The organism is Pseudomonas sp. IT-P2, from assembly GCF_949767575.1.
Taxonomy (GTDB): Bacteria; Pseudomonadota; Gammaproteobacteria; order Pseudomonadales; family Pseudomonadaceae; genus Aquipseudomonas; species Aquipseudomonas pharyngis.
This window is the reverse complement of record NZ_CATKQA010000010.1, coordinates 68,657-95,623: the sequence shown is the minus strand read 5'-3', so window position 1 is coordinate 95,623 and position 26,967 is coordinate 68,657. Positions and strand designations below refer to the sequence as shown.

General features: G+C 61.5%; 26 protein-coding genes. 11 read left to right on the top strand and 15 right to left on the bottom strand.

All coding sequences use genetic code 11. The annotated features are described in order from the left end of the window. The 3 genes from ACM6JM_RS06875 to ACM6JM_RS06865 form a co-directional block, all read right to left on the bottom strand. A partial coding sequence (locus ACM6JM_RS06875) for an Ig-like domain repeat protein (RefSeq protein WP_414881523.1) occupies positions 1 to 3,677 on the bottom strand: 3,677 nt, incomplete at its 3' end. A gap of 240 nt (positions 3,678 to 3,917) precedes the next feature. Then, positions 3,918 to 4,313 (bottom strand): YbaN family protein, encoded by a 396-nt coding sequence (locus ACM6JM_RS06870; RefSeq protein WP_074692298.1) that lies wholly within the window; start codon positions 4,311 to 4,313, stop codon positions 3,918 to 3,920. Between the two features lie 10 nt (positions 4,314 to 4,323). Continuing rightward, positions 4,324 to 4,911, bottom strand: a complete 588-nt coding sequence (locus ACM6JM_RS06865) for a YecA family protein (protein WP_039765475.1) — start codon at positions 4,909 to 4,911, stop codon at positions 4,324 to 4,326. A gap of 276 nt (positions 4,912 to 5,187) precedes the next feature. On the opposite strand from ACM6JM_RS06865, the gene recQ reads away from it, so the two are divergent. The 3 genes from recQ to ACM6JM_RS06850 all read left to right on the top strand — a co-directional run bounded on the left by recQ (position 5,188) and on the right by ACM6JM_RS06850 (position 9,789). Next, a complete protein-coding gene (recQ, locus tag ACM6JM_RS06860) occupies positions 5,188 to 7,317 on the top strand; it encodes a DNA helicase RecQ (RefSeq protein ID WP_074692296.1) in 2,130 nt (709 codons plus the stop codon). 134 nt (positions 7,318 to 7,451) lie between these two features. Then, complete coding sequence (locus ACM6JM_RS06855) at positions 7,452 to 7,886, top strand: MarR family transcriptional regulator (RefSeq protein ID WP_007958397.1); 435 nt, start codon at positions 7,452 to 7,454, stop codon at positions 7,884 to 7,886. Between the two features lie 127 nt (positions 7,887 to 8,013). After that, positions 8,014 to 9,789, top strand: coding sequence for a FimV/HubP family polar landmark protein (locus ACM6JM_RS06850; RefSeq protein ID WP_085666730.1), 1,776 nt, complete (start codon positions 8,014 to 8,016; stop codon positions 9,787 to 9,789). 6 nt (positions 9,790 to 9,795) lie between these two features. Here the strand turns inward: ACM6JM_RS06850 and ACM6JM_RS06845 are convergent, their stop codons facing one another. After that, on the bottom strand, positions 9,796 to 11,997 hold the full coding sequence (locus ACM6JM_RS06845) for a patatin-like phospholipase family protein (protein WP_414881522.1): 2,202 nt from the start codon (positions 11,995 to 11,997) through the stop codon (positions 9,796 to 9,798). 71 nt (positions 11,998 to 12,068) lie between these two features. Between ACM6JM_RS06845 and ACM6JM_RS06840 the strand changes: the two genes are divergently transcribed. Beyond that, positions 12,069 to 12,356 carry a SelT/SelW/SelH family protein gene (locus ACM6JM_RS06840; protein WP_039765482.1) on the top strand — a complete coding sequence of 96 codons (288 nt, stop codon included), beginning with the start codon at positions 12,069 to 12,071 and terminating at the stop codon, positions 12,354 to 12,356. Here ACM6JM_RS06840 and ACM6JM_RS06835 read toward each other — a convergent pair. Together ACM6JM_RS06835 and ACM6JM_RS06830 are read right to left on the bottom strand one after the other, a co-directional pair. Next, positions 12,350 to 13,243 carry a DMT family transporter gene (locus ACM6JM_RS06835; protein WP_414881521.1) on the bottom strand — a complete coding sequence of 298 codons (894 nt, stop codon included), beginning with the start codon at positions 13,241 to 13,243 and terminating at the stop codon, positions 12,350 to 12,352. The genes ACM6JM_RS06840 and ACM6JM_RS06835 overlap by 7 nt on opposite strands. Before the next feature lie 72 nt (positions 13,244 to 13,315). Then, a complete protein-coding gene (locus ACM6JM_RS06830; protein ID WP_414881520.1) occupies positions 13,316 to 14,080 on the bottom strand; it encodes an AraC family transcriptional regulator in 765 nt (254 codons plus the stop codon). A gap of 132 nt (positions 14,081 to 14,212) precedes the next feature. Here ACM6JM_RS06830 and ACM6JM_RS06825 point away from each other — a divergent pair, with 132 nt between their 5' ends. Continuing rightward, complete coding sequence (locus tag ACM6JM_RS06825; RefSeq protein ID WP_039765488.1) at positions 14,213 to 15,028, top strand: UDP-2,3-diacylglucosamine diphosphatase; 816 nt, start codon at positions 14,213 to 14,215, stop codon at positions 15,026 to 15,028. A gap of 14 nt (positions 15,029 to 15,042) precedes the next feature. Here the strand turns inward: ACM6JM_RS06825 and ACM6JM_RS06820 are convergent, their stop codons facing one another. Both ACM6JM_RS06820 and ACM6JM_RS06815 read right to left on the bottom strand, forming a co-directional pair. Continuing rightward, the gene (locus tag ACM6JM_RS06820) at positions 15,043 to 15,633 is read right to left on the bottom strand and encodes an HD domain-containing protein (RefSeq protein WP_414881519.1); all 591 of its coding nucleotides are present in this window, start codon (positions 15,631 to 15,633) and stop codon (positions 15,043 to 15,045) included. A 24-nt stretch (positions 15,634 to 15,657) separates the two neighbouring features. Next, positions 15,658 to 15,969 carry a DUF962 domain-containing protein gene (locus ACM6JM_RS06815; protein ID WP_039765490.1) on the bottom strand — a complete coding sequence of 104 codons (312 nt, stop codon included), beginning with the start codon at positions 15,967 to 15,969 and terminating at the stop codon, positions 15,658 to 15,660. A gap of 167 nt (positions 15,970 to 16,136) precedes the next feature. Here ACM6JM_RS06815 and ACM6JM_RS06810 point away from each other — a divergent pair, with 167 nt between their 5' ends. Continuing rightward, positions 16,137 to 17,198, top strand: coding sequence for an AraC family transcriptional regulator (locus ACM6JM_RS06810; protein ID WP_011332998.1), 1,062 nt, complete (start codon positions 16,137 to 16,139; stop codon positions 17,196 to 17,198). Here the strand turns inward: ACM6JM_RS06810 and ACM6JM_RS06805 are convergent. Beyond that, entirely contained in the window at positions 17,155 to 18,609 is a 1,455-nt protein-coding gene (locus ACM6JM_RS06805; protein ID WP_039765494.1) for a TrkH family potassium uptake protein, read from the bottom strand. The genes ACM6JM_RS06810 and ACM6JM_RS06805 overlap by 44 nt on opposite strands. A 121-nt stretch (positions 18,610 to 18,730) precedes the next feature. On the opposite strand from ACM6JM_RS06805, the gene ACM6JM_RS06800 reads away from it, so the two are divergent. Beyond that, positions 18,731 to 19,297, top strand: coding sequence for a nitroreductase family protein (locus ACM6JM_RS06800; protein WP_085666726.1), 567 nt, complete (start codon positions 18,731 to 18,733; stop codon positions 19,295 to 19,297). Positions 19,298 to 19,404: 107 nt separating this feature from the next. Here the strand turns inward: ACM6JM_RS06800 and ACM6JM_RS06795 are convergent, their stop codons facing one another. The 6 genes from ACM6JM_RS06795 to ACM6JM_RS06770 all read right to left on the bottom strand — a co-directional run bounded on the left by ACM6JM_RS06795 (position 19,405) and on the right by ACM6JM_RS06770 (position 23,522). Continuing rightward, a complete protein-coding gene (locus ACM6JM_RS06795; protein ID WP_414881518.1) occupies positions 19,405 to 20,745 on the bottom strand; it encodes an ATP-binding protein in 1,341 nt (446 codons plus the stop codon). Positions 20,746 to 20,812: 67 nt separating this feature from the next. Continuing rightward, entirely contained in the window at positions 20,813 to 21,271 is a 459-nt protein-coding gene (locus ACM6JM_RS06790; protein ID WP_414881517.1) for a Spy/CpxP family protein refolding chaperone, read from the bottom strand. Between the two features lie 136 nt (positions 21,272 to 21,407). Beyond that, positions 21,408 to 22,085 carry a response regulator transcription factor gene (locus tag ACM6JM_RS06785; protein WP_007958370.1) on the bottom strand — a complete coding sequence of 226 codons (678 nt, stop codon included), beginning with the start codon at positions 22,083 to 22,085 and terminating at the stop codon, positions 21,408 to 21,410. Between the two features lie 7 nt (positions 22,086 to 22,092). Continuing rightward, complete coding sequence (locus ACM6JM_RS06780; RefSeq protein WP_039765500.1) at positions 22,093 to 22,503, bottom strand: translation initiation factor 2; 411 nt, start codon at positions 22,501 to 22,503, stop codon at positions 22,093 to 22,095. Positions 22,504 to 22,624: 121 nt separating this feature from the next. Continuing rightward, positions 22,625 to 22,924, bottom strand: a complete 300-nt coding sequence (locus ACM6JM_RS06775) for a YciI family protein (RefSeq protein ID WP_039765503.1) — start codon at positions 22,922 to 22,924, stop codon at positions 22,625 to 22,627. 1 nt (position 22,925) lies between these two features. After that, positions 22,926 to 23,522 carry a septation protein A gene (locus tag ACM6JM_RS06770; protein ID WP_011333003.1) on the bottom strand — a complete coding sequence of 199 codons (597 nt, stop codon included), beginning with the start codon at positions 23,520 to 23,522 and terminating at the stop codon, positions 22,926 to 22,928. Positions 23,523 to 23,609: 87 nt separating this feature from the next. On the opposite strand from ACM6JM_RS06770, the gene ACM6JM_RS06765 reads away from it, so the two are divergent. The 4 genes from ACM6JM_RS06765 (at position 23,610) to scpB (ending at position 26,966) form a co-directional block, all read left to right on the top strand. Further along, positions 23,610 to 24,473 (top strand): PHP domain-containing protein, encoded by an 864-nt coding sequence (locus ACM6JM_RS06765; protein WP_074692285.1) that lies wholly within the window; start codon positions 23,610 to 23,612, stop codon positions 24,471 to 24,473. Between the two features lie 13 nt (positions 24,474 to 24,486). Continuing rightward, positions 24,487 to 25,116, top strand: a complete 630-nt coding sequence (locus tag ACM6JM_RS06760) for an L-threonylcarbamoyladenylate synthase (RefSeq protein WP_039765617.1) — start codon at positions 24,487 to 24,489, stop codon at positions 25,114 to 25,116. Between the two features lie 120 nt (positions 25,117 to 25,236). Beyond that, positions 25,237 to 25,935 carry a segregation and condensation protein A gene (locus tag ACM6JM_RS06755; RefSeq protein ID WP_414881524.1) on the top strand — a complete coding sequence of 233 codons (699 nt, stop codon included), beginning with the start codon at positions 25,237 to 25,239 and terminating at the stop codon, positions 25,933 to 25,935. Positions 25,936 to 25,946: 11 nt separating this feature from the next. Then, positions 25,947 to 26,966: an SMC-Scp complex subunit ScpB gene (gene scpB / locus ACM6JM_RS06750; protein WP_414881516.1), complete on the top strand. Its 1,020-nt coding sequence runs from the start codon at positions 25,947 to 25,949 to the stop codon at positions 26,964 to 26,966. The last annotated feature ends 1 nt before the right edge of the window (position 26,967 follow it).

The following is a 26,967-nucleotide window of genomic DNA, read 5'->3' as shown; positions in this document are numbered from 1 at the left end:
ACGGTAAAGGCTCGAACCGCAGACTCTGGTTGAGGGCCATACAACGCCTTGACCTTGATGTTATGGGCTGTTGTGCTCAGGCCGGTCAGCGTTTTGGTCCATTCCCCTTTGTTGTCGACGGGAGTATCGGGAGCGATGGGAGTAATGCCGTCGTAGATTTGCACACGCTGATTGGCGACGGCCGTACCGGTAATGGTCACACTGGTATCGAACGTGATGCCATTGGGTGGTACTTCGCCCAAGGAATCGGTGATGGATTTGATGGTCGGAGCCGAAGCAACCGCCACGGTAAAGGCTCGAACCGCAGACTCCGGTTGAGGGCCATACAGCGCCTTGACCTTGATGTTATGGGCTGTGGCGCTCAGGCCGTTCAGCGTTTTGGTCCATTCCCCTTTGTTGTCGATGAGAGTATCGGGAGCGATGGGAGTAACGCCGTCGTAGATTTGCACACGCTGATTGGCGACGGCCGTACCGATGATGGTCACACTGTTATAGAAAGTGATGTCGTTGGGTGGGACTTCACCCAAAGCGTCGGTGATGGATTTGATGGTCGGAGCCGAAGCAGTCGCCACCTTGAAGATTCGAACTGCGGATTCGAGTTGGTCGCCATAGGTTGCCTTGGCTTTGAGTGTGTAAGTTTTCAGGCTCAGGCTCGATAGCTTGATACTTCCCGCGCCGCTTGCATCCAGAAGTATCGGGTTTCCAATCGCCGTAATTCCGTCGTAAAGCTGCACAGTCTGGTGACTATCCGCATGAACCGATACCGTGACCTCAGTAAAATAGGTTGTGTCGTTGTCATCAACCGGGCCGCTGGCGTCCGTAACGGCTGTAATGCTTGGCTTCGTAGCGACTGCAATTGTAAAGGTACGCGGATCGCTGACCTTGTCATCGGCGTCGTATTGGGCAATTGCCTCTACCCGGTGCAAACCCTCAATCAAATCCACCGTCAGTGTCCATTCGCTGCTGGCATCCACCTTTGGCATACCTTTGGGTACACCATTGATTTGAACATCGACTTTCTCGGCCCGAGTGGCTGTCCCTTCGATCGTCAAACGCTTGTCGTAGGTCTGACCTGCCTCAGGAATGACCGTACCCGATGGCGTTTTCACGGTGGTGATGACAGGCGTGACGTACTCGTAGTGCTGGCGGATGACCAGCGGCAGTTTCGGGAAAACGATGGCGGCATCTTCATCCGTGCTGTTATCGAAAATGACCTTGCAAACCACGGTGGCGTTGGAGCCGTGCAGCAGCTTCAGCAATTCCGTTTTGAGCAGGGTTTCATTCAACCCTTGTGTGAGCTGTGTTGAGTTCACTTCACGCGCGGTGAGTAGATCGATTCTATAGTCGCCCGTGCTGGCCTGGCCTTCGATATACAGCCAGATCAACTGCTTGAGGGCAATGAAAGGCCATGCCTTGACCAGAACCTTCGCGTTCCCGGCGAGCTCCATTACCAGCAGTTCACCTGCCGCTGCTTCTGGAACCTCGGGCCGCGGCAGTTCCGTTTCAGGATTCGGGAAGTTGAGAACCTTCAGCGGAAGGATTTCCGAGGGGGTCCACAAGCCATAGCGTTGGACGTCGTAATTGACCGCTACCTCACGGTTGATGTTGGCCCCGACGAAGGAGGGCGGCAGGTGGAATCTCACGGTGCCGGTGGCCTCGGCGGGTTTCTCCACGTCTTCCGAAGTCCCGGCGCCTGGCGAGCCCCGCCATTTCAATCCGAGTATGTCGAGCAGGGCGTCCATGGACGGGTAGCTGCAATCGATGTCCACGCCATTGATGGCGTGCATCGGATTCAGAGTGCCGCCAGGGGCCTGGGCGACCGTAGGCGGCGGTAATTTGCCCAGGGGAATGCCAACCAGCACCTCAAGAGGGTCTGAATAGCTGTATTTTCCGGTGGCCGCGTGCAGCAACGTGTAGATGACTTTCACGTAGTAGCCGATATTGGCCGAGACATATTGTTTGTCCACCCGGAATCGTACTGGTTGGCCAACTGTCGCCAACGTGATCGGCACGCAGCCGGATGTACTGCCGTAAAGGTTGATCCCGATCCAGCGGAAGGTGAGCGTATCGCCCTTGACCCAGTTCACTGGCAAGACCCGCACATGAACCAGCTTGTCAGTTTGCGAGGGGTCGATAATGTCATCCGGAGCCTCTTCAACTTTGGGTGCCGGATGCGTTGCCTGCCATGATCCCACGTTGACCCGCAGGAACTCGGACTCACTGGTGCCGTACTGGCCGGGATCATCGTTGAATACCCGGTATTGAAGTTTGAGACTGCCGTTTTCCAGGACTTTGACGTGCTCGCCCATGACGTAAATCGTCACTTCGCCTGCCTTCTGCTCTTCGCCCGATACGGTGTGTTCTTCTTCATGCAGGTAATCATCACCGTTGGATTTTTTACCCAGCCAGATCACCGTCAGGAAATCGCCATTGTTGATGGCGGGATATCTGATTACCACCGATGCCGCTTGTATCAGGGCGGGCAAAATGTTCCCGACCACTTCGCTGATGGCAGGTGCCGGCAGCAATGATGGATTGCCGATCACAGTGGCGAACGTACGCCTGGAATAAAGTGTCGGGCTGCCATCCTGTTTACGTAACGCATAAGAGGCATCGAGGGTGCCTTGTGCGAAGAGTTTGACGAATGCGTACTCAACCGGGATTTCATGAATATAAGGCGGGGTGCGTACTATGGCTTCAACGGTGAACGTTCGAGGTGGTCTGTCGGGAATCGGGGTGCCGATCACCGTGAACTTGAGAGTGTCACCCGCCGCGTAGACGTCGCCGGCCTTGATCAGTACCTGCAGGGTGACAGGGTTGGCGTCCAGGTCGGCAAGAATGATTTTTCCGTCATCTGCTTCCTTGATGATGAGTGCATTGAGGCGCGATACCCCGGCATCGACCTGCACGGAAGTGGACTTTGACCACTTCACACTCCAGTTATAAACGAGATCGCAGATGTTGTAGTGGATGATCAATGCGGCGCTGTCGCCGGCCGTCAGGATATCTTCGGGCCGGGCCATGACGATAATCTCTACGGTGCCATCCACTTCTGCCTGCGTCAAAATATGAGGCGGAAGAAACACGCTGCCCCACTTCACGAGGATGATGTCGCCCACGGCGATGTTTGGATAACGCGTGATGATCAGGGGCACGCCGCTATCAAGCCATGGTTTGGTGACGCCGTTTTCGATGACATCTTGCGGTAGCCCGACGATAGGCAGCGCCGAGTGCCAAGGTTCAAAGGGCTCCTCATCGTCACCGGCCGGGTCGTCTACTTCCAGCAACAGCGTCAATGTGGCCGATGGGTCGTCGGGTTTGGTTTCGCCTGCCCGGGTCAATACGTAATGGCAGGTGAAAAGGCGGCCTGGTACAAGCCCGTCCGTGCGTACGAAAAAGAACCATCTCCGATCGAGGTCCTCATCCTTGACCTTGAGTTCGCCGACCTTTTTGTCATTCAGGATGACTTCCAGCAAGTCACCAATCGCCATATCCGGGTAAGGGTCGATAACGGCAAACAGCCCTGCCTCGTTCGCTTCGTATGCTTTTCTGTTGATTCCCCCGTCGGCACCCGGTACCGGGATGACCATGTCGGCGAAGTAGGGTGGGTACAATCCCGAAGACGGAGCGAACAGTTCATTACGACTGGGGAACAAGGACCGGCGGAAAGTGAACATGATCAACTCCATCCGAAGGGAAATACCAATGGCGTCAAGGGTTTCTGGTTTTGGACGCGAAGGCCGGCGATTACAGGATTACCGGGCATGAACGCACATCTGGACGTTCGAGCTGTGGATCCGGGACTGGAGTGATTTAAGGCGTGAAGCGAGGGAATTGTCGACTGTCAGAAATAACAGGTCGGCTAGCGTTTCCGATGAACGGTTCGTTGCTTTGAAAAGCTTGATGGCAGGGTGAGATCAGGGTTTGGACAACGTCTTCTGCCGCAAGATATAAACCGTCACCAGCACCGCGCTGGTCAACATGAACCCCCGGGCCCAAGGCAGCGGCACCAGGTAGCACGAGAACAGAATGCTCGCCCACATCAGCCCGATCGCGTAGACCTTGCCCTTGAGCGGAATGCCGTTGCCATCCAGGTAATCGCGGATCCATGGCCCGAGCCGGGGATGCTCGACCAGCCATTGATAGAAACGCGGAGAGCTGCGGGCGAAGCAGGCGGCTGCCAGCAGGAGGAAGGGGGTAGTGGGGAGAACAGGCAGGAAAATCCCGATCACCCCCAATGCCACGCTCAGCCAGCCGATGGCCAGCAGGATGTAGCGCAACATCAGGGAGCGGTTGCCTATGGGATTGTCCATAGGCCGGATCTTAGTGGTGACGTGGCTTGAGGATCGCCGGTTTTTCGTCGGGCGCCTGGCACAGCAGGTACAGCGCGGTCAGGGCTTCCGGGATCTGCACGATCATGTCGTCCATCAGGTTGGCGTCCTTGGCGATGTCTTCGAACTCGGGCTGTTCGTCGAACAGGCCCGAACCGACCATGATCGGCAGGAGCATTTCGCTGACTTCTTCTTCGGCGGTTTCGAACCAGGCCGCTTCGCGCAGGAACACGCCTTCCATGAAGCCGATGCACCAGCCGCGCAGTTCGGAATCGTCCGGGTCGTCGCCCAGGTCCAGTTCGCATGGCAGCTCGAACTCTTCGTCCGACGCCAGTTGGCGGGCGATGTGGGCCTTGAGTCCGATCAGCGTGGCTTCGATCTCTTCACGCTGCGCTTCGCTGCTGTAATGCGGCTCTTCGGCGAACAGGGCGTCGATCCATTCACGCTCCGGCACGTCTTCGGCGCAGATCGACAGCGCGGTCAGGTAACCGTGAGCGGCCACGTAGTCCAGCGCCTCTTCATGCAGCTCGTCGGCGTCGAGGAAGACTTGCAGGCGGGTTAGTTGCTCGGCGAAGGACATTAAAGGGCTACCTTGGGGGAATAAACAATGCGGGAATTCTAGGCCTTCTTGAGCCCTCAAGCCAGCCGCACGGCAGATTTGCCCGCACAAGCTTCTTATCGGCGGTGCCCTTTGCCGGGAAGGGCTCGGGTATACTGCCGCGCTTTGCGATCCCTGCCGGTGTCGCGGCTGATTATGTACGGCGCATGCAATGCAAGCTTACGTTTTGTTTAAAGCAGCCTCGGCTGTCTTGAACCAGCCTGTGCAGGGATGTTTCGGTGGATTTTTGGAGTTTTTATGCTCGAACAGGCTCAACGCGTCCTCAAGGACATCTTCGGCTACGACAGTTTCCGTGGCCGTCAGGGTGCAATCATTGAGCGCGTGGCCAGTGGCGGTGATGCCCTTGTGCTGATGCCGACCGGCGGCGGCAAATCCCTGTGCTTCCAGGTGCCGGCGCTGCTGCGCGATGGCCTGGCGGTGGTCGTATCGCCGCTGATCGCATTGATGGACGATCAGGTCGCCACTCTCGAAGAGCTGGGCGTGGCCGCCGCCGCGTTGAACTCCACCCTGAGCGCCGAACAGCAGCGCGACCTCGCCAACCGGATCAAGCGTGGCGAAGTGAAAATGCTCTATCTGGCGCCGGAGCGCTTGGTGCAGCCGCGCATGCTGTCGTTCCTGCAAGGCTTGAACATCGCCCTGTTCGCCATCGACGAAGCGCACTGCGTATCGCAATGGGGCCATGACTTCCGCCCGGAATACCTGCAACTGGGGCAGTTGGCGGAAATGTTCCCCGACGTGCCGCGCATTGCCCTGACCGCCACCGCCGACAAGCGTACCCGCGAAGAAATCGTCACCCGCCTGCACCTGCAGAATGCCGAGCGTTTCCTCTCGAGTTTCGACCGGCCGAACATCTTCTACCGCATCGTGCCCAAGGAGCAGCCGCGCAAGCAGTTGCTGGCGTTCCTGGCCGAGCGGCGCAGCGATGCCGGCATCGTCTACTGCCTGTCGCGCAAGAAGGTGGAAGAGGTGGCCGCGTTTCTCACCGAGCAGGGTTTCCCGGCGCTGCCGTACCATGCCGGTCTGCCCAACGATCTGCGTGCCTATCACCAGAAACGCTTCCTCAACGAGGAAGGCCTGATCATGGTCGCCACCGTGGCGTTCGGCATGGGCATCGACAAACCCAACGTGCGCTTCGTTGCTCACCTCGACCTGCCGAAATCCCTTGAGGCGTATTACCAGGAAACCGGACGTGGCGGCCGTGACGGCCTGCCGGCGGACGCGTGGATGGCCTACGGTCTGCAAGACGTGGTAATGCTCAAGCAGATGCTGCAGAACTCCGAAGGCGACGAGCGCCACAAGCGTCTGGAGCAGCACAAGCTCGACGCCATGCTCTCGCTCTGCGAAGAAACCCGCTGCCGCCGTCAGGCGCTGCTGGCCTACTTCGACGAAGACATGCCCGAGCCGTGCGGTCACTGCGACAACTGCACCGACGGCGTGCAGACCTGGGACGCCACCGAGCCTGCGCGTCAGGCGCTGTCGGCGATCTACCGCACCGGCCAGCGTTATGGCGTCGGCCATCTGGTGGACGTGCTGCTGGGCAAGGACAACGAAAAGGTCCGCAGTTTCGGCCATCAGCACCTGTCGGTGTACGGCGTCGGCAAGGCGCTGAGCGAGAGCGAATGGCGCTCGCTGTTCCGTCAGTTGGTGGCCCGTGGTCTGGCGGATGTCGATCACGAAGGCTATGGCGGCCTGCGATTGAGTGATACCTGCCGGCCTTTGCTCAAGGGTGAAGTGACCCTTGAACTGCGCCGCGACCTCAAACCACAGATCACCGCCAAGAGCGGCAGCAAGAGCCCGGCCAGTCAACTGGTGCGCGGCGAAGAACGCGAACAGTGGGAAGCCTTGCGCGCCCTGCGGCGCAAACTGGCGGAAGAACACGGCGTGCCGCCGTACGTCATCTTCCCCGACTCGACCCTGCTGGAAATGCTCCGCAGCCAGCCGACCTCGCTGGCGGACATGGCCCGGGTCAGCGGCGTCGGCGCGCGCAAGCTGGAGCGTTACGGCGAGGCCTTCCTCGAAGTGCTCGGCGGCGAGGCCGAGGCGCCGAAAGTGGTGGCCGACGTGCGTCACGAACTGATCACCCTGGCCCGCGCCGGCATGACGCCGTTGCAGATCTCCGGTCAATTGCAGTGCTCGGAAAAGAACGTCTACGCCATGCTCGCCGAAGCCATCGGCAAGCAGCAGCTGTCGCTGGAACAGGCGCTGGATCTGCCGGAAGACCTGATGGGCGAAGTGCAGGATGCTTTCCTCGACGGCGAAGGCGAGTTGCCGTCGGTCGCCGAAGTGGCCGAGCTGTTTGCCGGTCGAGTGCCTGAAGGTGTGCTGTATTGCGTACGGGCTGCGCTGCAATCCGAGTTTGAAATGTGAGAGGGCGTTTGTGCCAACCGCTATACCGATGTAACGATTCAGTACAGGACGCCTCTTGCCTATAGCCAAATGTCATGCTTAGCTGACTAATAATTAGTTTTTCTCTATTTGTTCAGTCTAATCATGAGTGTTTTATGCCGTTAACCGATCAACACCGTTTTGGCATGCAATTGGCCCAGATGTCCCGTGGCTGGCGTGCCGAACTGGATCGCCGGCTGGCCGGTCTGGGCTTGTCCCAGGCACGCTGGCTGGTGCTGCTGCATCTGGCGCGTTTCGAAGAGGCGCCGACTCAGCGGGAGCTGGCGCAGAGCGTCGGCGTCGAAGGGCCGACCCTGGCCCGTCTGCTCGACAGCCTGGAAAGCCAGGGCCTGGTGCAACGCCAGTCCGTGATGGAAGACCGCCGGGCGAAAAAAATCGTGCTGTGCTCACCGGCATTGCCGCTGATCGAACAGATCGAAACCATCGCAACACAATTGCGCAAGGAATTGTTCGAAGGCGTCGACGAGGCGGATCTTAAGGTCTGCATGCGGGTTCACGGGCACATTCTGGCTAACCTGGAAAAGTCTTGAGGCATAACCGCGTGCCGTTTTTTTGAGAGATCGCGCTGGGCGGACTATAAGAACTACTGGGCAATATCGTGTTCGTACCGGATGTGCGAACGCATAGAAGTCGGTTTTGCTTATTCAAGGGATGCTCATGCTCGGAAGTCGGCACGTGGTAAAGCGTTGCGCCAACTCGCTGCTGGTGGCCGGTGTTCTCACCTGGTCCACCGCCTCATTGGCGCTGGGGCTCGGTGACATCACCGTGCATTCAGCCCTCAATCAGCCGCTCAAGGCTGACATCGCGCTGGTGGATGTCGGGGGTGTCAGCGAAAGCGAACTGGCGGTTCGTCTGGCCTCGGCGGACGAGTTTGGCCGCGCCGGCGTCGAGCGCGTGTTCTTTCTCAACAACCTCAAGTTCACCCCGATCCTGCGCGGCAATCGCAACATGATCCGGGTGACTTCGACCAAACCGGTCAACGAACCCTTTCTGAATTTCCTGGTGCAGCTCGATCAGCCCAACGGCCACCTGCTGCGCGAATACACCGTGCTGATCGACCCGCCGGGCTCACCGGGAATTGTTCCGGCCACCGACGAGCCGACGGCGCGCGCGCAATCCTCGGAATTCCCGACCCCCGAGACTCCCACCGCAACTACGCCGGCCAAACCTGCTGCGCCGGTGCAGCCACCGGCTCCGGTCGCCGACGCGCAGGCCGAGCAACTGGCGGCGAGCATTCTGCAGAACCAGCAACTGCAAAAAACCATCGATGCATTGAACGTGAAGCTTCAGGCGCAGGAAGTGCTGATCGCTGACGGCAAGAAACAGCTCGGTGATTTGCAGGCCCATCTGATTGAAGTGCAACAGGCGCCGCCGGCACCTGTCGCACCCGTGGCGCCTGTGCCTGCGCCGGTCATTGCCCCGGTTGAGTCCCCGGAGGATTCACTCAACTGGCCGCTGCTCGGCGGACTGCTGCTGGTACTGGGATTGCTGGTGGCAGGGCTGTATGTGCGTCGGCACCGCCAGCAGGAACAAGGGGCTGAGGCGCCGACACCGTTCCTGCCGGTTCGAAACGAACCCCCGGTCGACGACGCCGAACCGATGCAGCCGAGTGCCGTTCACAGTGCTGTCGAACATCGCGAGGAACACGCCAACGGTGATGTGCTGGAAGCGGTCGGCATTTATCTGGCCTACGGACGCTTGGGCGAGGCTGCCGGTCTGTTGCGCGATGCGTTGCAGCGGGAACCGGAGCGCATCGACCTTGGCGTGCAGTTGCTTGAAGTGCTGGGGCGGCAGGGCGACACGCCGATCTATGACGAGCAGGAAAACCGCCTGCGCCAGCTCGGGGTCGAGGATCAGCGCTTGCAGGAGATTCGCGCCCGCTACCCGAAACTGGCCAGCGCCGCACCTCTGGCGGCAGCGGCTCCGGTGATTGCTGCGCTGCCGATCGAACCCCCTGTGGAGCCGGAACCCGAAGACAATTTCGAACTGAACCTGGATCAGCTCTCGATGGCGTCGAGTTGGGATCTTGAGGAGACTCGCTCCACCACCGACGCACCTGAACAGGCGCCATCAACGCTCGGCTCCGATCTGCAGGTACTGCCACAGGATTTCGAACTGCCGGAAACCCTGCCCGACGACGCTGAAACCGCCGAACTGGAATGGATCGCCGAGCCGGAAGCGCAGCCGCTGGACGAGGACTTTCTCAACGAATTTGGCGATCCCGGCACGTCGCTCTCGCTGGAGCCACTGGAGCTGCAGGCGCCGGAATCCGAACCCTCGGACGCCGCAAACGCCGGCAAACTCGAACAGGCCCAGACCTGCATCGACGACGGCGATCTCGACAGCGCCATTGCCTTGCTCAACGAACTGCTCAAGGAAGCCGACGAACCCCTCAGGCAAACGGCGCGCACGCTGTTGGCGGGGATTCGCTGACCGCTGTCAGAAGGTCTGCCCGAGGTTCAGGTACACCGCCTGCTCATCCGCATCGTTCAGGCCATAGCTGAAATTCAGCGGCCCCAGCGGCGTATCGAAGCCTATGAACACGCTGGCGGCGTTGATGTAACCGCTGTCGAACTCGTTGTCGTTGTTCCACGCCCGGCCGCGTTCCAGCGAGGCGCCGGCGTACAGCGGGAAGTCCAGCGGCAGGTACGAGCGGGGGGTGAGGCGGCGGTAATACACCGCACGCATCAGACTGACGTTCTGCCCGGAGATCGCGTCCTCGCGGAAACCGGACAATTGCCGGGCGCCGCCAAGCAGGAAACTGGAGGTCACCACATTGGCATCGTCCAGCGTACGGCCGTAACGACCGCCGAGAATCAGCGTGTCCGGGCCGCTGCTCATGGCCTTGTCCAGTTTGAACTCCCACTGTCGATAGCGCGTGTCGGAGCCCAGGCTCGGTTCGAACTGCACCAGGGTAAGGCCGATGTCTTCGCCTTCGTGGGGGTAGTAGACGTTGTCCAGCGAGTCGAAGGAGTACTTCAGCGCATAGAACCCTTCGTTGAAGTTTTCGCTCGGCAGGTCCTGATCGCCGATCCGTACATCGGCCTTGCCCCAGGCCTCGCCAACCCCGAAGCGCACTTCGCCGCTGTTGCCGATCTGCCGGCCGACATTCAGGCCGAAGCCGTAGCGCTCGACGCGATACTGGGCAATCGGATCGTTGTCCAGAACCGAGTCGACGTTCTGCGCGGCGAACGATGCATAAGGCGCCACGAAGTAGCGAGAGCCCACGTCCAGCGGTTGATAGAACTCGCTGTACAGTTCTTGTTTATCGCCGATCTGCGCCCGGGTCAGCCATTCTGCGCCGAGCCGGTTGATGCCGTTCATGCGGTAACTGGCGCCGAGGTTGAAGGCGCTGTCGCCGCGCATGTCGTCCGACAGGCTGAGGCCGACCCGCAGGTAATCGGTGCCGGTGCGCTTGCCGCGCGCGCTGATCACCAGCGTGTGATCCGCGCCCTTGTGCACCACGCGGTATTGCACCTGCTCGAAGTAATCGAGACCGTACAGGGTGCCCATGTCGGATTGCAGGCGACCCAGATCCAGCGGTTCGCCGATGTGCTGGCGGATGTAATAGCGGATCACGTCATCGCCGACTTTCGAGTCGTTCTCGACCTTGATCGCAGTGATGATCGGCGTGCGTTGGCCCGGCGCGCGGGCGGCGTTGAGCTCAGCGTCCTGCGACTGCACCGGTTTGAGGCGGGCAAGGCGTACGTCCAGGGCCTGGGTCGCTCGGTAGCCGGCGTCGATCATCTCCTGGCCTCGGCCGAAATCGGTGGAACCGAAACTCGCCAGCGGCGGCTGGATCAGCACGTCGTCGGGATGCAGGGTCGCCAGTTGCTCTTCGGAGTTGCGTCGGGTCATCAGGGTGATCGACTGGTTCAGCACATCGACCACGGTCACCAGTTGCTTGCGGTTGCGCAGTGGGGTGCCGATGTCGACCACGATGGCCACGTCGACGCCCATTTCCCGCGCCACATCGAGGGGAATGTTGTCGGTCATGCCACCATCCACCAACAATCTGCCGTCGAGTTCGACCGGGGCGAACACTGCCGGGATCGACATGCTGGCGCGGATCACCTGGGGCAGATGGCCCTTGCGGAACACCACTTTTTCGCCGTTGGCGATGTCGGTGGTCACGGCGCGGAACGGTATCGGTAGCTTGTCGAAATCCCGGGTGTCGCTGGTGTGGGCCAGCAGGCTTTCGAGCAGCAGCGCGAGGTTCTGGCCCTGGATCACGCCCAAGGGCAGGCCGAGGCTGCCGTCGTCGCGAAAGCTCAGCTTCTGTTTCACCAGAAAATCGCGGTCGTCCTGCTTGCGCCGGAACGGTACGTCTTTGCGGGGCGGGGCGTCGGACAATGCCTGCTGCCAGTCGATGGTCAGGGCGAGTTTTTCCAGCTCGTCAATCTTGTAGCCCGAGGCGTACAGCCCGCCGACCACCGCGCCCATGCTGGTGCCGGCAATCGCATCGATCTTGATGCCTTGTTCTTCCAGCGCCTTGAGCACGCCGATGTGCGCCAGGCCACGGGCCGCGCCGCCGGATAGCACCAGTCCGACTTTCGGGCGTGTGGTCTCACTGGCATGGACGCTGACACCAGCGAACAGCGGTAGGAAACCAAGCAACAGGCAGATCAGCAGACGACGCATCGTGAGTCTCGGGGCGAGCGATAAAGCCGGCTATTATAGCGGCGCCCTCTGGCTCAGGAGTTTCAGCAATCATGACCGTCACAAAACCGGAAATCGTCATCACCTATTGCACGCAATGCCAGTGGCTGTTGCGCGCCGCGTGGCTGGCGCAAGAACTGCTCAGCACCTTCGGCGACGATCTTGGCAAAGTGTCCCTGGTGCCGGGCACCGGCGGGATATTCCACATCACCTGCAACGACGTGCAGATCTGGGAACGCAAGGCCGACGGCGGTTTCCCCGAAGCCAAGGTGCTCAAGCAGCGGGTGCGCGACCGGATCGACCCTGACCGCGACCTCGGCCACAACGACCGTACTCAGTGAGAGGCGGCCTCGGCCGCGACGGTTTTCTTGTCGCTGCTGCCTGACAGCCGGCTCGACACCACGATCGCAACGATGATCAGCGCGCCGCCGATCAACATGCGCAGGGTCGGATCTTCATCGAACAGCAACCACGCCACGGTAATCCCGTACACCGGCTCCATGGCAAACACCACTGCGGCGGTGCGCGCCTTGATCACCGCGAGACTGGCGACAAACAGACTGTGGGCGACGCCGGTGCAGAACACCCCGAGCAAACCGATCCACAACCAGTCGATGGCCCGTACTTCGCTCAGTTGCGGCGCCGCCACCGGCAGCAGACACAACGCCACCACCACGTTCTGACACAGCGCCGCCTGCACCGCCGGAATGCGCCCGGAGCTGGCGCGGTTGGTCAGGGACAACAGGGAAAACAGCAGGCCGGACAGGATCGCCCAGAGCAGGCCGGTGGTTGCGCCGCTGGCCAGATCGAACGCTGGCGTCACCAGCACCAGTCCGATACTGACCAGCGCTACCAGCACGATTTCATTGGCGCGGATGCGCTCACGGAAGATCAGCCCTTCGAGGATCACCGTGAAGGCCGGGAAACTGGCGAAACCCAGGGTCGCAATGGCGACGCCCGCGACCTTGACCGCAATGAAGAAACTCACCCAATGCCCGGCCAGCAGCACACCGCTCAGGGCCAGGCGCCGCCAGTCGACGGCCTGCAGTTTCTGCCAGCCGCCCTGTTGGGCGAAGCGGGCGAAAAACGCCAGGGCCAGCACGGCAAACGCGGCGCGCCCGAACACGATGACGGCGGGCGTTGCGGCCGCGAGTTTGCCGAAGACGCCGGTCAGGCCGAACATCAGTGCGCCGATATGCAGGGCGCCGAGGGCGGTACGGGGAGTCATTGCAGTCCTTTTTCCAAACACCATTACAGGCACACATTGAAGCGTGTCACGGCGCAAAAGTCTGTCGGCAGGCTATCGACTTTTGTCGTCAGCCTCGCGTCGCAATTGTGTAGGAGACGTACCGAACTCACGCAGGACGGCGGCCGAGAACGCGCTTTGCGAGTTGTAGCCGACCCGGCTGGCCACTTCACCGACGGGCAGCGTGGTGTTGCGCAACAGCGCGACGGCTTTGTGCAGCCGGCGAGTGCGAATGTAGTCCATAGGCGTTTGCCCGCATTCGGCGACGAACCGCGCATGCAACCGGGCGCTGGACAATCCGGCGACACGCGCCAGATCCGCCACTTGCAGCGGATAGGCCGCGTACTGCTCGATGTGCGCGTCGAGTGCCGCGTAGGGCAGGCGGCGCGCGACGATCTCGGCGGGTGGCACGTGGTTCAGGCTCGCCAGCAGCAACACCGCGCCCTGTTGCGCAATCAACGGATCGTGCACCGGACTGTTCGCCAGCCAGTTGACCAGTTGACCTTGCCCGGCATCCAGCGACAACCGCGCGGCGTTGTCCAGCAGACGGCGGCTGGCATCGGCGTGATTGCCCAGCGAGCGCGTCAGCCATTGTGCGTCCGGCACATCCAGCACCAGACAACGGCTGCCCTTGGGACTGCCGCACGCGTGATGCGCGCCGGCGGGGATCACCACGAAGCTCTGCTGCAAGACCTGGCTGCCGTGCCCTTCGACTTCAAAATCCAGCGCGCCGGACAGGCCGAACACCAGTTGTGCGTGGTCGTGGCTGTGGGCGATCAGGTCGTGGCTGTAATGGCGCAGGGTCAGGATCGGTTGCATGGCGGTCTCCGGGCGAGCCGCCAGTCTACACCGGCACAGGGGCGACGCGTTTGTCACACGACTGACGCACACCTGTCATGGTCGATTAACCGGGCGCGCGCAGAGTGGCGAAAACATCGCAGAGGGTTGCCCATGACCAGCGCCGAGCTCGCCAGACCCAGCCGTAAACAACGGGTTCGCACCCTGTGGATCTCCGACGTGCACTTGGGCACGCGGGATTGCCAGGCCGAGCATCTGTCGCAATTTCTCAAGGGCTATCACGCCGACAAGATCTACCTGGTCGGTGACATCATCGACGGCTGGAAACTGCGCGGCGGCATGTACTGGCCCCAGGCGCACACCAACGTGATTCGCCGTTTGCTGACCATGAGCAAGCGTGGCACCGAGGTGATCTACGTCACCGGCAACCACGACGAATTCCTGCGCCGCTATTCGAAACTGATTCTGGGCAACATCCAGCTGGTCGACGAGGCCGTCCACGTCACCGCCGATGGCCGGCATCTGCTGGTGATTCACGGTGACCAGTTCGACGTGATCACCCGTTACCACCGCTGGCTCGCGTTCCTCGGCGATTCGGCCTACGAGTTCACCCTGACCCTCAACCGCTGGCTCAATCACTGGCGGGCGAAATACGGTTACGGCTACTGGTCGCTGTCGGCCTATCTCAAGCACAAGGTGAAGACGGCGGTCAGCTTTATCAGCGATTTCGAGGAAGCCATCGCCCACGAATGCGTGAAGCGCGAGTTGCACGGGGTGGTCTGCGGACACATTCACCACGCCGAGATCCGCAAGGTCGGCGAGGTGGATTACCTCAACTGTGGCGATTGGGTGGAGTCGTGCACGGCGCTGATCGAGCACTGGGACGGCACGATCGAGTTGTATCGCCTGGCCGATGCGCAGGCGCGAGAGGCCGAGTTGAAAGCGGCGAAGGTTGCCGAGCTGGTCTGAGTTTTCAAATCGATTCAGGCCGGGCTGTGCTCTTCCATCGCCGCCTTGTAGATCGAGTTCTTCGGCAGGGCAAACAGCCTTTCCATCATCGGCTCGAAGAAGCTCAGCGGCAGGGTGTCGTACTCGGGGTCGAACGCCGCTGCGTCGTATTTGGCGCAGAACTCCGCGGTCGCCAGAAACTGCGGGTGCTCGCTGAACTGCTCGCGCAGGTGCCGATCCATGCCCAGGTGATGGAAGAAGTAGTAGCCCTGGAAGATCCCGTGCTTTTCCACCATCCACAGGTTTTCGGCACTGACGAACGGTTTGAGGATGGCGGCGGCGATGTCCGGGTGGTTGTAGGAGCCGAGGGTATCGCCGATGTCGTGGAGCAGGGCGCAGACCACATATTCCTCGTCGCGCCCGTCGCGAAAGGCGCGGGTCGCGGTTTGCAGCGAGTGGGTCAGGCGATCCACCGGGAAACCACCGAAATCGCCTTCAAGCAATTTCAGGTGCGCCATGATCCGGCCCGGCAACTGACGGGCATAGGCGCTGAAATCCGCCGCAATTATCGCCCAGTCTTCCTGTGTGCCGTCCTTCATGTGGGTGAAACGGGCAGTGGCATTCATCGGCAGTCCTCTTGGTCGGAATTTCTAGAACGGCACGCGGCCCAGGATCATGTCGCGGTACATGACGAAGTCGCCGAGCAGGCTGTAGAACGGGTGCTGGAAGGTGGCCGGGCGGTTTTTCTCGAAAAAGAAATGGCCGACCCAGGCAAAGCTGTAGCCCGCCAGCGGCAACGCAAGTAAAAGCAGCCAGGCGCCCTTGGCGATGGTCAGGGCGAGAATGAAGATCACCAGCGTCGTGCCGATGAAATGCAGGCGACGGCAGGTGCTGTTGCTGTGCTCGCTGAGGTAATACGGGTAGAACTCGGCGAAGCTGTTGAAAGGCTTGATGGTTTCCACGACTGCGATCTCTGTGGTTATTGTTCTGATTGCAAGTTGTTCGGCGGGTAGCTTATTTGAGTCTAGAGTGATCAATGGCGTCGGCCAGTGACAATCGGCGCCACTTTACTATCCTTGGGAAATCGGCCGTAGTATGCGGCTCACCATGTCATCCAAGAAAAAACGCCATGAGCGAACGAACGACATCTGCAAGCTGGGCGATGGGGATTGTCAAGGCACTGGAAATGGACGGCCTGGATTGCCGGGTTCTGTTCAGACAGCTGGGGCTCGACTACGCGGCGCTGGAGGATCCGGACGCGCGCTTCCCACAGGATTCCATGACCCGACTCTGGCAACGGGCGGTCGAGCTGTCCGGGAATCCGGCGATCGGCCTGAACATGGGCAAGGTGGTGCGGCCGGCTTCGTTCCATGTCGCGGGCTATGCACTGATGTCCAGTAATACGCTGGCGGAAGGTTTTCAGCGTCTGGTGCGTTATCAGCGGATCATCGCCGAAAGTGCCGACCTGAGTTTTCGCCTGCTCGATGAAGGTTATGCGCTGATTCTGACGGTGCATGGCGATCACCTGCCGCCGACCCGCCAAAGTGCAGAGGCCTCGCTGGCCTGCGCACTCGCGCTGTGCGGCTGGCTGACCGGACGCACGCTGCACCCGCGCAAAGTGCTGGTGCAGGGCGACGAGCCGGATGATCTTGAACCCTACAAACAAGCCTTCCATGCACCGCTGGTGTTCAACGCGCCGTATGACGCGCTGATCTTCGAACGGGCCGACATGGAGGCGCCACTGCCCACCGCCAACGAGGCGATGGCGCTGCTGCACGACCGGTTCGCCGGGGAGTATCTGGCGCGTTTTTCCGAAAGCCGCGTGACCCACAAGGCGCGTCAGGTGTTGTGCCGCCTGCTGCCGCAGGGCGAACCCAAGCGCGACACGGTGGCGCAGACCCTGCACCTGTCCCAGCGTACCTTGCAACGACGCTTGCAGGAGGAGGGCACCAGTTTTCAGCAGTTGCTCGATGACACCCGCCGCGAACTCGCCGAGCAATACCTGGCGCAACCGAGCATGACCTTGCTGGAGATTGCCTATCTGTTGGGGTTTGCCGATCCGAGCAATTTCTTCCGCGCCTTCCGTCGCTGGTTCGACACCACGCCCGGCGATTACCGGGCGCGGTTGCTGGAGGCGCCGAAGGCGATCAGTGACGCCAGAACGCCGGAATACACAGTACAAACACCGTAATGATCTCCAGTCGGCCGAGCAGCATGCCGAACGACAGAATCCACTTGGCCGCATCCGGCAGGCTGGCGAAGTTGCCGGCCGGGCCGATGGTCTCGCCCAGGCCCGGGCCTACGCCGGACACGGTGCTGGCGGCGCCGGTCAACGCGGTCATCCAGTCCACGCCCAACAGCGACAGCAGCAGGGCGATCACGCAGATGGTGATCGCGAAGAAGAACGAGAACGTCAGGATCGAACGAACGATTTCCTCGTCGAGGCGGTGACCGTTGTACTTCTGCTTGATCACCGCCCGTGGGTGAATCAGCTGGTTAAGGTTGGCCTTGAGCAAAATGTAGGCGACCTGGAAACGGAAGATCTTGATCCCGCCCGCCGTCGAACCGGAACAGCCACCGACGAAGCCCAGATAGAAGAACAGCATCAGCGAGAAATTGCCCCACAGGCTGTAGTCCCCCAATGCAAATCCCGTCGTCGTGACTACTGATGTCACGTTCAGCGCCACATGACGCAGCGCGTCCAGCCAATGCAGATTGGTAGTCCACCAGTACCAGGTGCCGAGCACCAGCCAGGTCGCCAGCAACATGCCGAGCAAACCCTGCACCTGTTGATCCTTGATCAGCGCCCGACGGTTGCCGCGCAGCGTCGCCACGTACAGGGTGAACGGCAGACTGCCGAGAATCATCACCACCACCGCGACCCAGTGCACCGCCGGTTGCGTCCACTTGGCCAGGGACTGGTCGGAGGTCGAGAACCCGCCGGTGGAAATCGCTGACATCGCGTGGTTGATCGCATCGAACGGGCTCATCCCGGCCCACCAGAACGCCAGGCTGCCGAGAATCGTGATGCCGACGTAGGCCGCCACGATCAGCCGCGCCACCATGTGCGAGCGGGGCATGACCTTTTCCGAGCGGTCCGAGGATTCGGTCTGGAACAGCCGCATGCCACCGATGCGCAGCAGCGGCAGGATCGCCACCGCCATGCCGATGAAGCCGATGCCGCCGATCCAGTGCAGCAGCGAGCGCCACATCAGGATGCCGGGGGACATGTCGTCCAGATGGTTGAGCACGGTCGATCCGGTGGCGGTGATGCCGGACATGCTTTCGAAAAACGAGTCGGTGTAGCTGATGTGCTGGGTCAGCAAAAACGGCAGCGCGGCGAAAATGCACACCACCAGCCAGCTGCTGACGGTCAGCAGGTACATGTCCCGGGGGCGCAGGTGAATGTGTTCCGGGCGACCGGGAATGACCAGCGCGAGGCCGGCGACGAAGGTGATCATGCTCGCCCAGAGGAACGACGGCAGATCGCCGGTGCGCTCGAAAATCACCAGGGTGGCCATGGGCACGACCATGGCGACGGCCAGGGTGATCAGGAAGATGCCGATGATGAAACCAATGATCCGTAAGGTCGGCAACGCCATGAAGTCCGCTCGGGCTGATGTGGGAAGGGCGCCATTCTACCTGCGGTGCAAGGCATGTAAACCGACGCGTCTGGATCACTTGCAGCTAGAATAGCCGGACATTTTTTTCAGGAGGTGGCCGATGCAGGCTCTCGACGCTTTGCTCAACCGTGTTTCCGTTCCACGACTGATCGATCCGGCCCCCACTGCCGCACAGCGCGAAGTGCTGTTCGCCGCCGCGACCCGCGCACCGGATCACGGCCATTTGCAGCCGTATCGCTTCCTGACCGTCGAAGGCGCGGCGCGTGAGCAGATGGGCGAGTTGCTGGCCGAAGCTGCGCAGATGCAGGAAGGCGAAGTCACCGAAGCGATGATCGACAAGGCACGCAACGGCCCGCTGCGGGCGCCGCTGGTGGTCGTGGTCATCGCCAAGTTGCAGGATCACGTCAAATACCCCAAGGCCGAGCAATTGCTGGCAGCGGGCTGTGCGGCGCACGGGATTCTGCTGGCGGCTTACGCGCAGGGGATTGGCGCGGTGTGGCGAACGGGTGATCTGGCCTACTCGAAACATGTCGCCAAGGGCTTGGGCCTGACGGATGACGAAGAGGTGATTGCGTTTCTGTACCTCGGCACGCCGCAGAAAGAACCGCGGGTGGCGGAGAAGGTTGATTTGGCGGAGTTTGTCAGCGCCTGGCCGGCAAAGGCCTGACAACTAAATAAATGTGGGGCCGAGCCTGCTCGCGATAGGGGGCAGCCAGTCACATCACCATTGACTGACAAAAAGCTATCGCGAGCAGGCTCGCTCCCACATTGGTTTCACGGTTGGACAATTGCCCCCGGTACGAGAGGCAATTCAAGACTCGCCACAAATCCGCCCTGCGGGTGATTGGCCAGCACCAGCGTCCCGCCATGCCGCTCCGCCGCCCGCCGGGCAATCGCCAGTCCCAGGCCATGACCCGCAGCAGTCTGCCCCGGCGCCCGATAAAACGGTTCGCCCAACTGGCTCAGATGTTCAGCCTGCACCCCCGGCCCGTGGTCACGCACGCTGACCACGATCCGCTCGCCCTGACGTGACGCCTGCATTTCAATCGACTGCCCGACCGGGTTGAAGCGCTGGGCATTGCGCAGCAGGTTGTCCACGGCTCGTTCGATCATGGTCGGCCAGCCTGTCAGATTAAGTGCCGGCTCGGCCTCCAGACGCACGGTCTGCTCTGGCGAACCCAATTGAGCGTCCTTTTGCAGGGTGGCGAGCAAGGCATTCAGATCCACGTCTTCGGCGCTGGCGTTGTCGGCATCGACTCGCGCCAGCACCAAGATTTCACTGATCAACGCTTCCAGCCGGTCACACTCGCGGGTCAGGCGCGGCCAGAGTTTTTCCCGTTCTTCGGGGCTCGCCCGTTCCGCCAGTGCCAAGGCGATGCGCAGCCGTGCCAGCGGTGAACGCAACTCGTGGGACACGTCGCGCAGCAATTGGCGCTGACTGCCGATCAGGCTTTGCAGGCGGGCGCCCATGCGGTTGAAGTCGTTGGCCAGCACGCCGAATTCATCGCGGCGGTTGGCCAGTTGCGCCAGGCTGTTTTGCTGATACGTTGTCTGGCCGAGGTCATGCACCGCGCCGCGCAGGCGACTGAGCGGGCGAGTGATGGAAAACGTCACCAGCAGGCTGAACAGGGTCAGCACCACCAGCGCGATACCCAGCGCACTCAACGGCCAGAGCAGGCTTTCGCGGTGCCAGGCGTCGAGTTCCGGGTGTGGGATGCGGTAGATGAACAGGTAGGTGTCACCGCTTTTGTCGCTGGTGAATTCGTCTGTCAGACGGCGCCAGGGCAGGCGTCGGTCATCGTTGTTCTGCCGCGCCTCGAAGGCTGCCGCGCGCCGGGGGAAGGTGCCGCGGACCACCGGGTCGCCGCTTTCATTCAGCACTTGCACGTCGATGTGGTACTGGCGTTTGCGCTGTTCGAGGATGTCTTGGGCGGCGTCTTCGCCTTGGGCTTCGTAGGTCTGCGTCCATTCGGCGGCAAGGGTGTTGAGGCCCGGATGGCGGCTGAGGATCCACGCGTCCTGGTTGAGCATGTGCCCCAGCAGAATGGAAAGCCCTGCAACCAGAGCGATGGCCAGCCAGAAGCTGGCGAGGATACGCCAGAACAATGAACGCACAGAAAATCCTCAAACAAAGAAAACCCAACGGCGGTGAGCCGTTGGGTCGGGGCGTGACGCTAGAACATTATTGCGCCTTTTGCGCCTTTTGCGGCTGTTGCGCTTTCCAGGCTTTGAACTCGGCCCATTCGGCGCGACGTTCGGCCTGTTTCTTCTGGATCTCGTCGAATTTCTTCTGTTGATCCGGTTTCAACACGGCGCGGACATCGGATTCGGCTTTCTTGTGGTTGGCCGCCATCTCGTCCTTCATGGCTTTCTGGTCGGCTGGCGAGAGTTTCTCCAGGTATTTTTCGACCGTCTGTTTACGCTCGTGCATCTGCTCGCCCATGATCTTGCGGATCTGCTCGCGCTGTTCGCGGGACAAGTCGAGCTGGCTGTACGGGCCTTTGCCGTGCATGCCGTGCATCTGACCGCCATGGCGCGGGCCGTCCAGCGGGCCACCCATCGGGCCGCCATCCTGTGGCATGGCCATGGCGACGGTCGGCAGGGCAGCGGCAAACATCAGAGCGATAAGAGTCTTGCGCATGGTGAATCTCCTTTGTCTCGTTCCCGGTACGTTCCGGATGAGTACAGATTACGGAGATCAAGGTCAGCGGCGGTCAGCGCTGTGTAAAGCTTGGGTAAACACGCTTTCGCGCCGACCTGACAAAACTTACAGACGATCAGAGGCTGTAGTAGTAGCCACGGCTGCGCAGGGCAACGATGCGCGGGCGGCCGTCGGGGTGCGGGCCGATCTTTTTGCGCAGGTTGCTGACGTGCATGTCCAGGCTGCGGTCGTACAGCGTCAGCTTGCGGCCGAGGGCGATCTGCGCCAGTTCCTGTTTGTCCAGCGGCTCGCCCGGTTGCTTGAGCAGGGCTTCGAGCAGGCGGCTTTCGGAGACGGTGAGGGTGAATTCCTTTTCGTCGATGCTGACCACGCCGCGCACCGGGCTGAAGCTCAGGTCGCCCAGCTCGAGCTGGGTCGACACGGCGGCCGGATGACTGCGGCGCAGCACGGCGCGCAGGCGGGCGGTCAGTTCGCGCGGATCACAGGGTTTGGCCAGGTAATCGTCGGCGCCCAGTTCCAGGCCGAGGATCCGGTCCAGCGGCTCGCCCCGGGCCGAAAGCATCAGCACCGGCAGGTCGGCGTGATCGCTGCGCAGTTGCTTGAGCAGTTCCAGACCGCTGCCGTCGGGCAGCATCACGTCCAGCACCACGGCCGCCGGCGCGGTTTCGGCCAGCGCCTTGCGGGCACTCTGGCCATCGTGGCAGGCCCGGACCTGAAAGCCTTCCTGGCTCAGCCAGCTACTCAGGAGTTCACACAACTCCTGGTCATCATCAATCAGTAACAGCTCGCTCATGACTCACTCAATTTAGCCATTGCCGACGTTTTCGGCTTGCTCCACTGGCAAAGATACCGCAGAGCAGCGCCAATAGCGCTACCCCGGCCCCGGTGACGAACCATTGCTGCTGTTCGGTCAACAGGCGCGGCAGCGGGCTGGCCTGGGCCTCCTTGAGTTGCAGCTTCAGACGCTGGTTCTCCTGGCGCAACCGGGCGAGCTGGGCGCTTTCGCGGGTGTTGTCGGCATTTTGCAGTTGTTTGCTCAGTTCTTCCCGTTGCTGCTCGCTGGCCTTCAGGCGCTGCTGCAACTCGGTGATCTGGCTGCCGGCGCTCAATGAAAGCGGCGTGGAGCTGTTGCCTTCGGTGCTTTCTTCACCATGGGCGGGCGCCATGATCGACAACGTGACCAACATCAGACACAACGGACCCTTGCGCATCGCGACTCCTGTTTCCAAATGGATATTGGGCAGGTTGTCGGCCGGCAAACGAGAATAATGAGCGATTGAGAACGCGATGAACCGACAAGGTTCATCGCGCTGAGGGCTTTTGCGGGGGAGGTTACGGCAGGACTTGCTTGAACGGCTTCACGACAACATTGGCGTATACGCCGGCGGCGACGTACGGGTCGGCATCGGCCCAGGCTTGCGCCGCGCTCAGGGAGTCGAATTCGGCGACGATCAGGCTGCCGCTGAAACCTGCTGCGCCCGGATCATTGCTGTCGACCGCCGGGTGCGGGCCGGCCAGCACGATGCGGCCTTCGCCCTTGAGCACTTGCAGGCGTTCAAGGTGTGCCGGGCGCGCAGCGAGGCGGGCTTCCAGGGAGTTGGCGACGTCGGTGGCAATGATGGCGTAGAGCATGTCAGTCCTCGGTTTTTGGCGTTGTGGTATCGGCGTCGTGCAGGTGACGGGACAGGTAGATGCCCTGACCGACCAGGAACAGCACGGTCATGCCCAGGCTGCCGAACACCTTGAAGTCCACCCAGATGCTCTGGAAGGTGAAGGCGACGAACAGGTTGGCGGCCCCGCAGAACAGGAAAAAGGCGATCCAGGCGATGTTAAGGCGGGTCCAGACCGGATCCGGCAGAGTCAACGCGTGGCCCATGATGCGCTTGATCAGCAGGCGGTCACCGATGAAATGGCTGCCGATGAAGGCCAGGGCGAACAGCCAGTTGACCACCGGGGCTTTCCATTTCAGGAAGGTTTCGCTGTGAAAGGCCAGGGTCAGGCTGCCGAACACCAGGCAGGCGATCAGGGTCAGCCACTGGCTCTTCTCCAGCTTGCGCTGCTTGATGAAGAGCGCGCCGTACACCACCAGGGAACTGATGATCAGCATGGCGGTGGCACTGTAAATGCCGCCTACCGTCAGTTCATGGCCGGCAACGTCGACGGTGCGTGGATCGAGTTTGTAGACGATGAAGAACAGCAGAAGCGGGATGAAATCGATGAATTGTTTCACAGTGAGAGCCAGAAGCTGGATGTGGCGGCATAATAACAAACATATGGGCGCGCGATAGCGCCAGCTGATTTGAGGTAACACATCCCCGTGAATGTTGATTTGCACTGCCACAGCACGGCCTCCGATGGCGCCCTGGCGCCTGCGGCACTGGTTGCGCGTGCGTTCGAGAACGGCGTGCGAGTCCTGGCCCTGACCGATCACGACACCCTCGAAGGCCTCGCCGAAGCGCGCACGGCCGCCGAGGGGCTGGGCATGCAACTGGTCAACGGCGTCGAATTGTCCTGCACCTGGGGCGGGGCGACCATTCACGTGCTCGGCTACGGTTTTGACGTCAATGCCGCGCCGTTGGTCGAGGCGATTGCGCAGTTGCACGACGGCCGCTGGCTGCGGTCTGAAGAAATAAGCCGCAAGCTCGCCCTCAAGGGCATGCCGAATGCGCTCGACGGCGCGCGGCAGATCCAGCAGGAATTGGGCGACAGCGGCAACGCGCCGGCCCGCCCGCATTTCGCCGACTGGATGGTGCGTGAAGGTTTTGTAAAGGATCGCGCCGAGGCGTTTCGCAAATGGCTCGGCGCCGGCAAGCTGGGGGACGTCAAGCAGCACTGGCCGACCCTGGAAGACACCGTCGGCACGTTGCGCGCCGCCGGCGCCTGGGTCAGCCTGGCGCATCCGTGGCACTACGATTTCACCCGCAGCAAGCGCCGAAAGCTGATTGCCGACTATATTCAAGCGGGCGGGCATGCGATCGAAGTGGTCAATGGCCATCAGCCTGCGGAACAGGTGGGCAGCCTGGCGATTCTTGCCCGTGAGTTCGGTCTGCTGGTCAGTGCCGGCAGTGATTTCCATGGCCCTGGTGGCTGGTCCGAGATCGGCCAGTACCGGCCGGTGCCGGAGGACCTTCCACCCCTGTGGGGTCGGTTCAAACATGACCCAGTTATTGCCGCCGTCTGAACAGGTAGAGAATGTGAGTCAATTTTTCCAGATTCATCCGGAAAACCCGCAAGCGCGCCTGATCAAACAGGCGGTCGAGATCATCCGCAAGGGCGGAGTGGTGGTTTATCCCACGGACTCTTCCTACGCAATCGGCTGCCAGATCGGCGACAAGAACGCCATCGAGCGCGTTCGACGCCTGCGTCAGCTCGACGAGAAACACAACTTCGCACTGATCTGCAGCGACCTGTCGCAGCTGGGCAATTACGCCAAGATCGACACCGGGACCTTTCGAATCCTCAAAGCCCACCTGCCGGGGCCGTACACCTTCATTCTCAACGCCACCCGCGAAGTGCCGCGGCTGTTGCTGCATCCGAAGAAGCGCACCATCGGTCTGCGGGTGCCGAGCCATCCGATCGCGCTGGCGCTGCTGGCCGAACTGGACGAGCCGTTGATGAGCGTGACCCTGATCATGCCGGGCGATGAAGACCCGTTGAGCGACCCGTACGAAATGCGCCAGTTGCTCGAGCATCAGGTGGACCTGATCATCGACGGCGGTTCCGGCGGTATCAAGGCCTCCACCGTGATCGACCTCACGGGCGACGATCCGGAAGTGACCCGCGTCGGTTGCGGCGATCCCGCTCCATTCATGGTCGAGGCCTGAATGTCTGCAGTGGAAACCGTTGATCCCCAGGCCGGTGCCCAGCAGGAACTGCCGTTTGCCATGGTCTACGGCCAGGCCGTCACGGAAATGCCGCTGGACCTGTACATCCCGCCGGATGCGCTGGAAGTCTTCCTCGAAGCCTTCGAAGGCCCGCTCGACCTGTTGCTGTACCTGATCCGCAAACAGAACATCAACATCCTCGACATCCCCGTGGCGGAAATTACCCGCCAGTACATGGGCTATGTCGATCTGATGCAGTCGGTGCGCCTGGAACTGGCCGCCGAGTACCTGGTAATGGCCGCGATGCTGGCCGAGATCAAGTCGCGGATGCTGCTGCCCCGGGCCGAAACCGTCGAGGACGAAGAGGACGACCCGCGCGCCGAACTGATTCGCCGTCTGCAGGAGTACGAACGGTTCAAGGCTGCCGCCGAAGGCATCGATGGCCTGAGCCGGGTCGGTCGCGACGTGATCGTGCCCAAGCTCGACGCCCCGGAAGCCCGCGCGCGCAAGCTGTTGCCGGACGTGGCGCTGGAAGAAATCCTGATGTCCATGGCCGAAGTGCTGCGTCGCGGCGACATGTTCGAAAGCCATCAGGTCAGCCGCGAGGCACTGTCCACCCGCGAGCGCATGAGCGACGTGCTGGAGCGGCTCAAGGGCGGCGGGTTTGTGCCGTTCATCGAGCTGTTCACCGCCGAAGAGGGCAAGCTCGGGGTGGTGGTGACCTTCATGGCCATCCTTGAACTGGTCAAGGAATCCCTGATCGAGCTGGTGCAGAATGAGCCGTTCGCCGCGATCCACGTGCGAGCCCGAGCCGAATAACGAGTCCCGATATGAACCTGACTGAACCCCGCGAGCTGGCGTCCCTGCTTGAAGCCTTTCTGTTGGCCTCGGGAAAGCCGCAATCCCTTGAGCGCCTGTATGAACTGTTCGAGGAAGGCGAGCGCCCGGAACCGCCGGTTTTCAAGAAAGCCCTGACCCTGCTCGGCAAATCCTGCGAGGGCCGGGCGTTCGAGCTCAAGGAAGTCGCCTCCGGCTATCGCCTGCAAATCCGTGAAAAGTTCGCACCGTGGGTCGGTCGCTTGTGGGAGGAGCGTCCGCAGCGCTATTCCCGCGCACTGCTGGAAACCATGGCGCTGATCGCCTACCGCCAGCCGATCACCCGGGGCGAAATCGAGGACGTGCGGGGCGTGGCGGTCAACACCAACATCGTCAAGACGCTGATCGAGCGCGAGTGGATTCGCATCGTCGGTTACCGCGACGTGCCGGGCAAACCGGCGATGTTCGCCACCACCAAGGCGTTTCTCGACCACTTCAACCTGAAGAACCTCGACGACCTGCCGCCGCTGGCCGAGCTGCGCGAGATCGAGGCGGAACCGGTGCTCGACTTCGACGACGCTCCGGTGCCACCGGGCTTGCAGGAACTGGCCGACGCCAGCGCCGAGTCGGAAGAGCCGAAGGAGGAAACCAGTTTCCATACCTTGCTGCTGGAACTGGACAGCATGGAGGAGGGGATCAAGACCGACTTCGACGACTTGCTGCGTGACGGGGTGGGCGGCGAATCGCTGCCGACCGGGGTTGAGTCCGATCCGCTCGAGCCGCCGCACGAGGGTGAGCCAGAACCTGAATTCGAGCCTGAATTTGAGCATGAACCTGAATTCGAGCACGAACCTGAGCAGGAAGACGATGTGCTCGGCGTGGCCGAAGCCCGGGAAAAACTGCTGGCCGCCGTCGCCCGGCTTGAACAGCCCGCCCCGGAACCCGCCGCCGAGGAAGAGCTGAGCGAAGAAGAAGCCGAAGCCCGCGCCCTGGCCGAAGCCATTGAAGCCGAACGCCGCGAGTTCGAGGATTGAG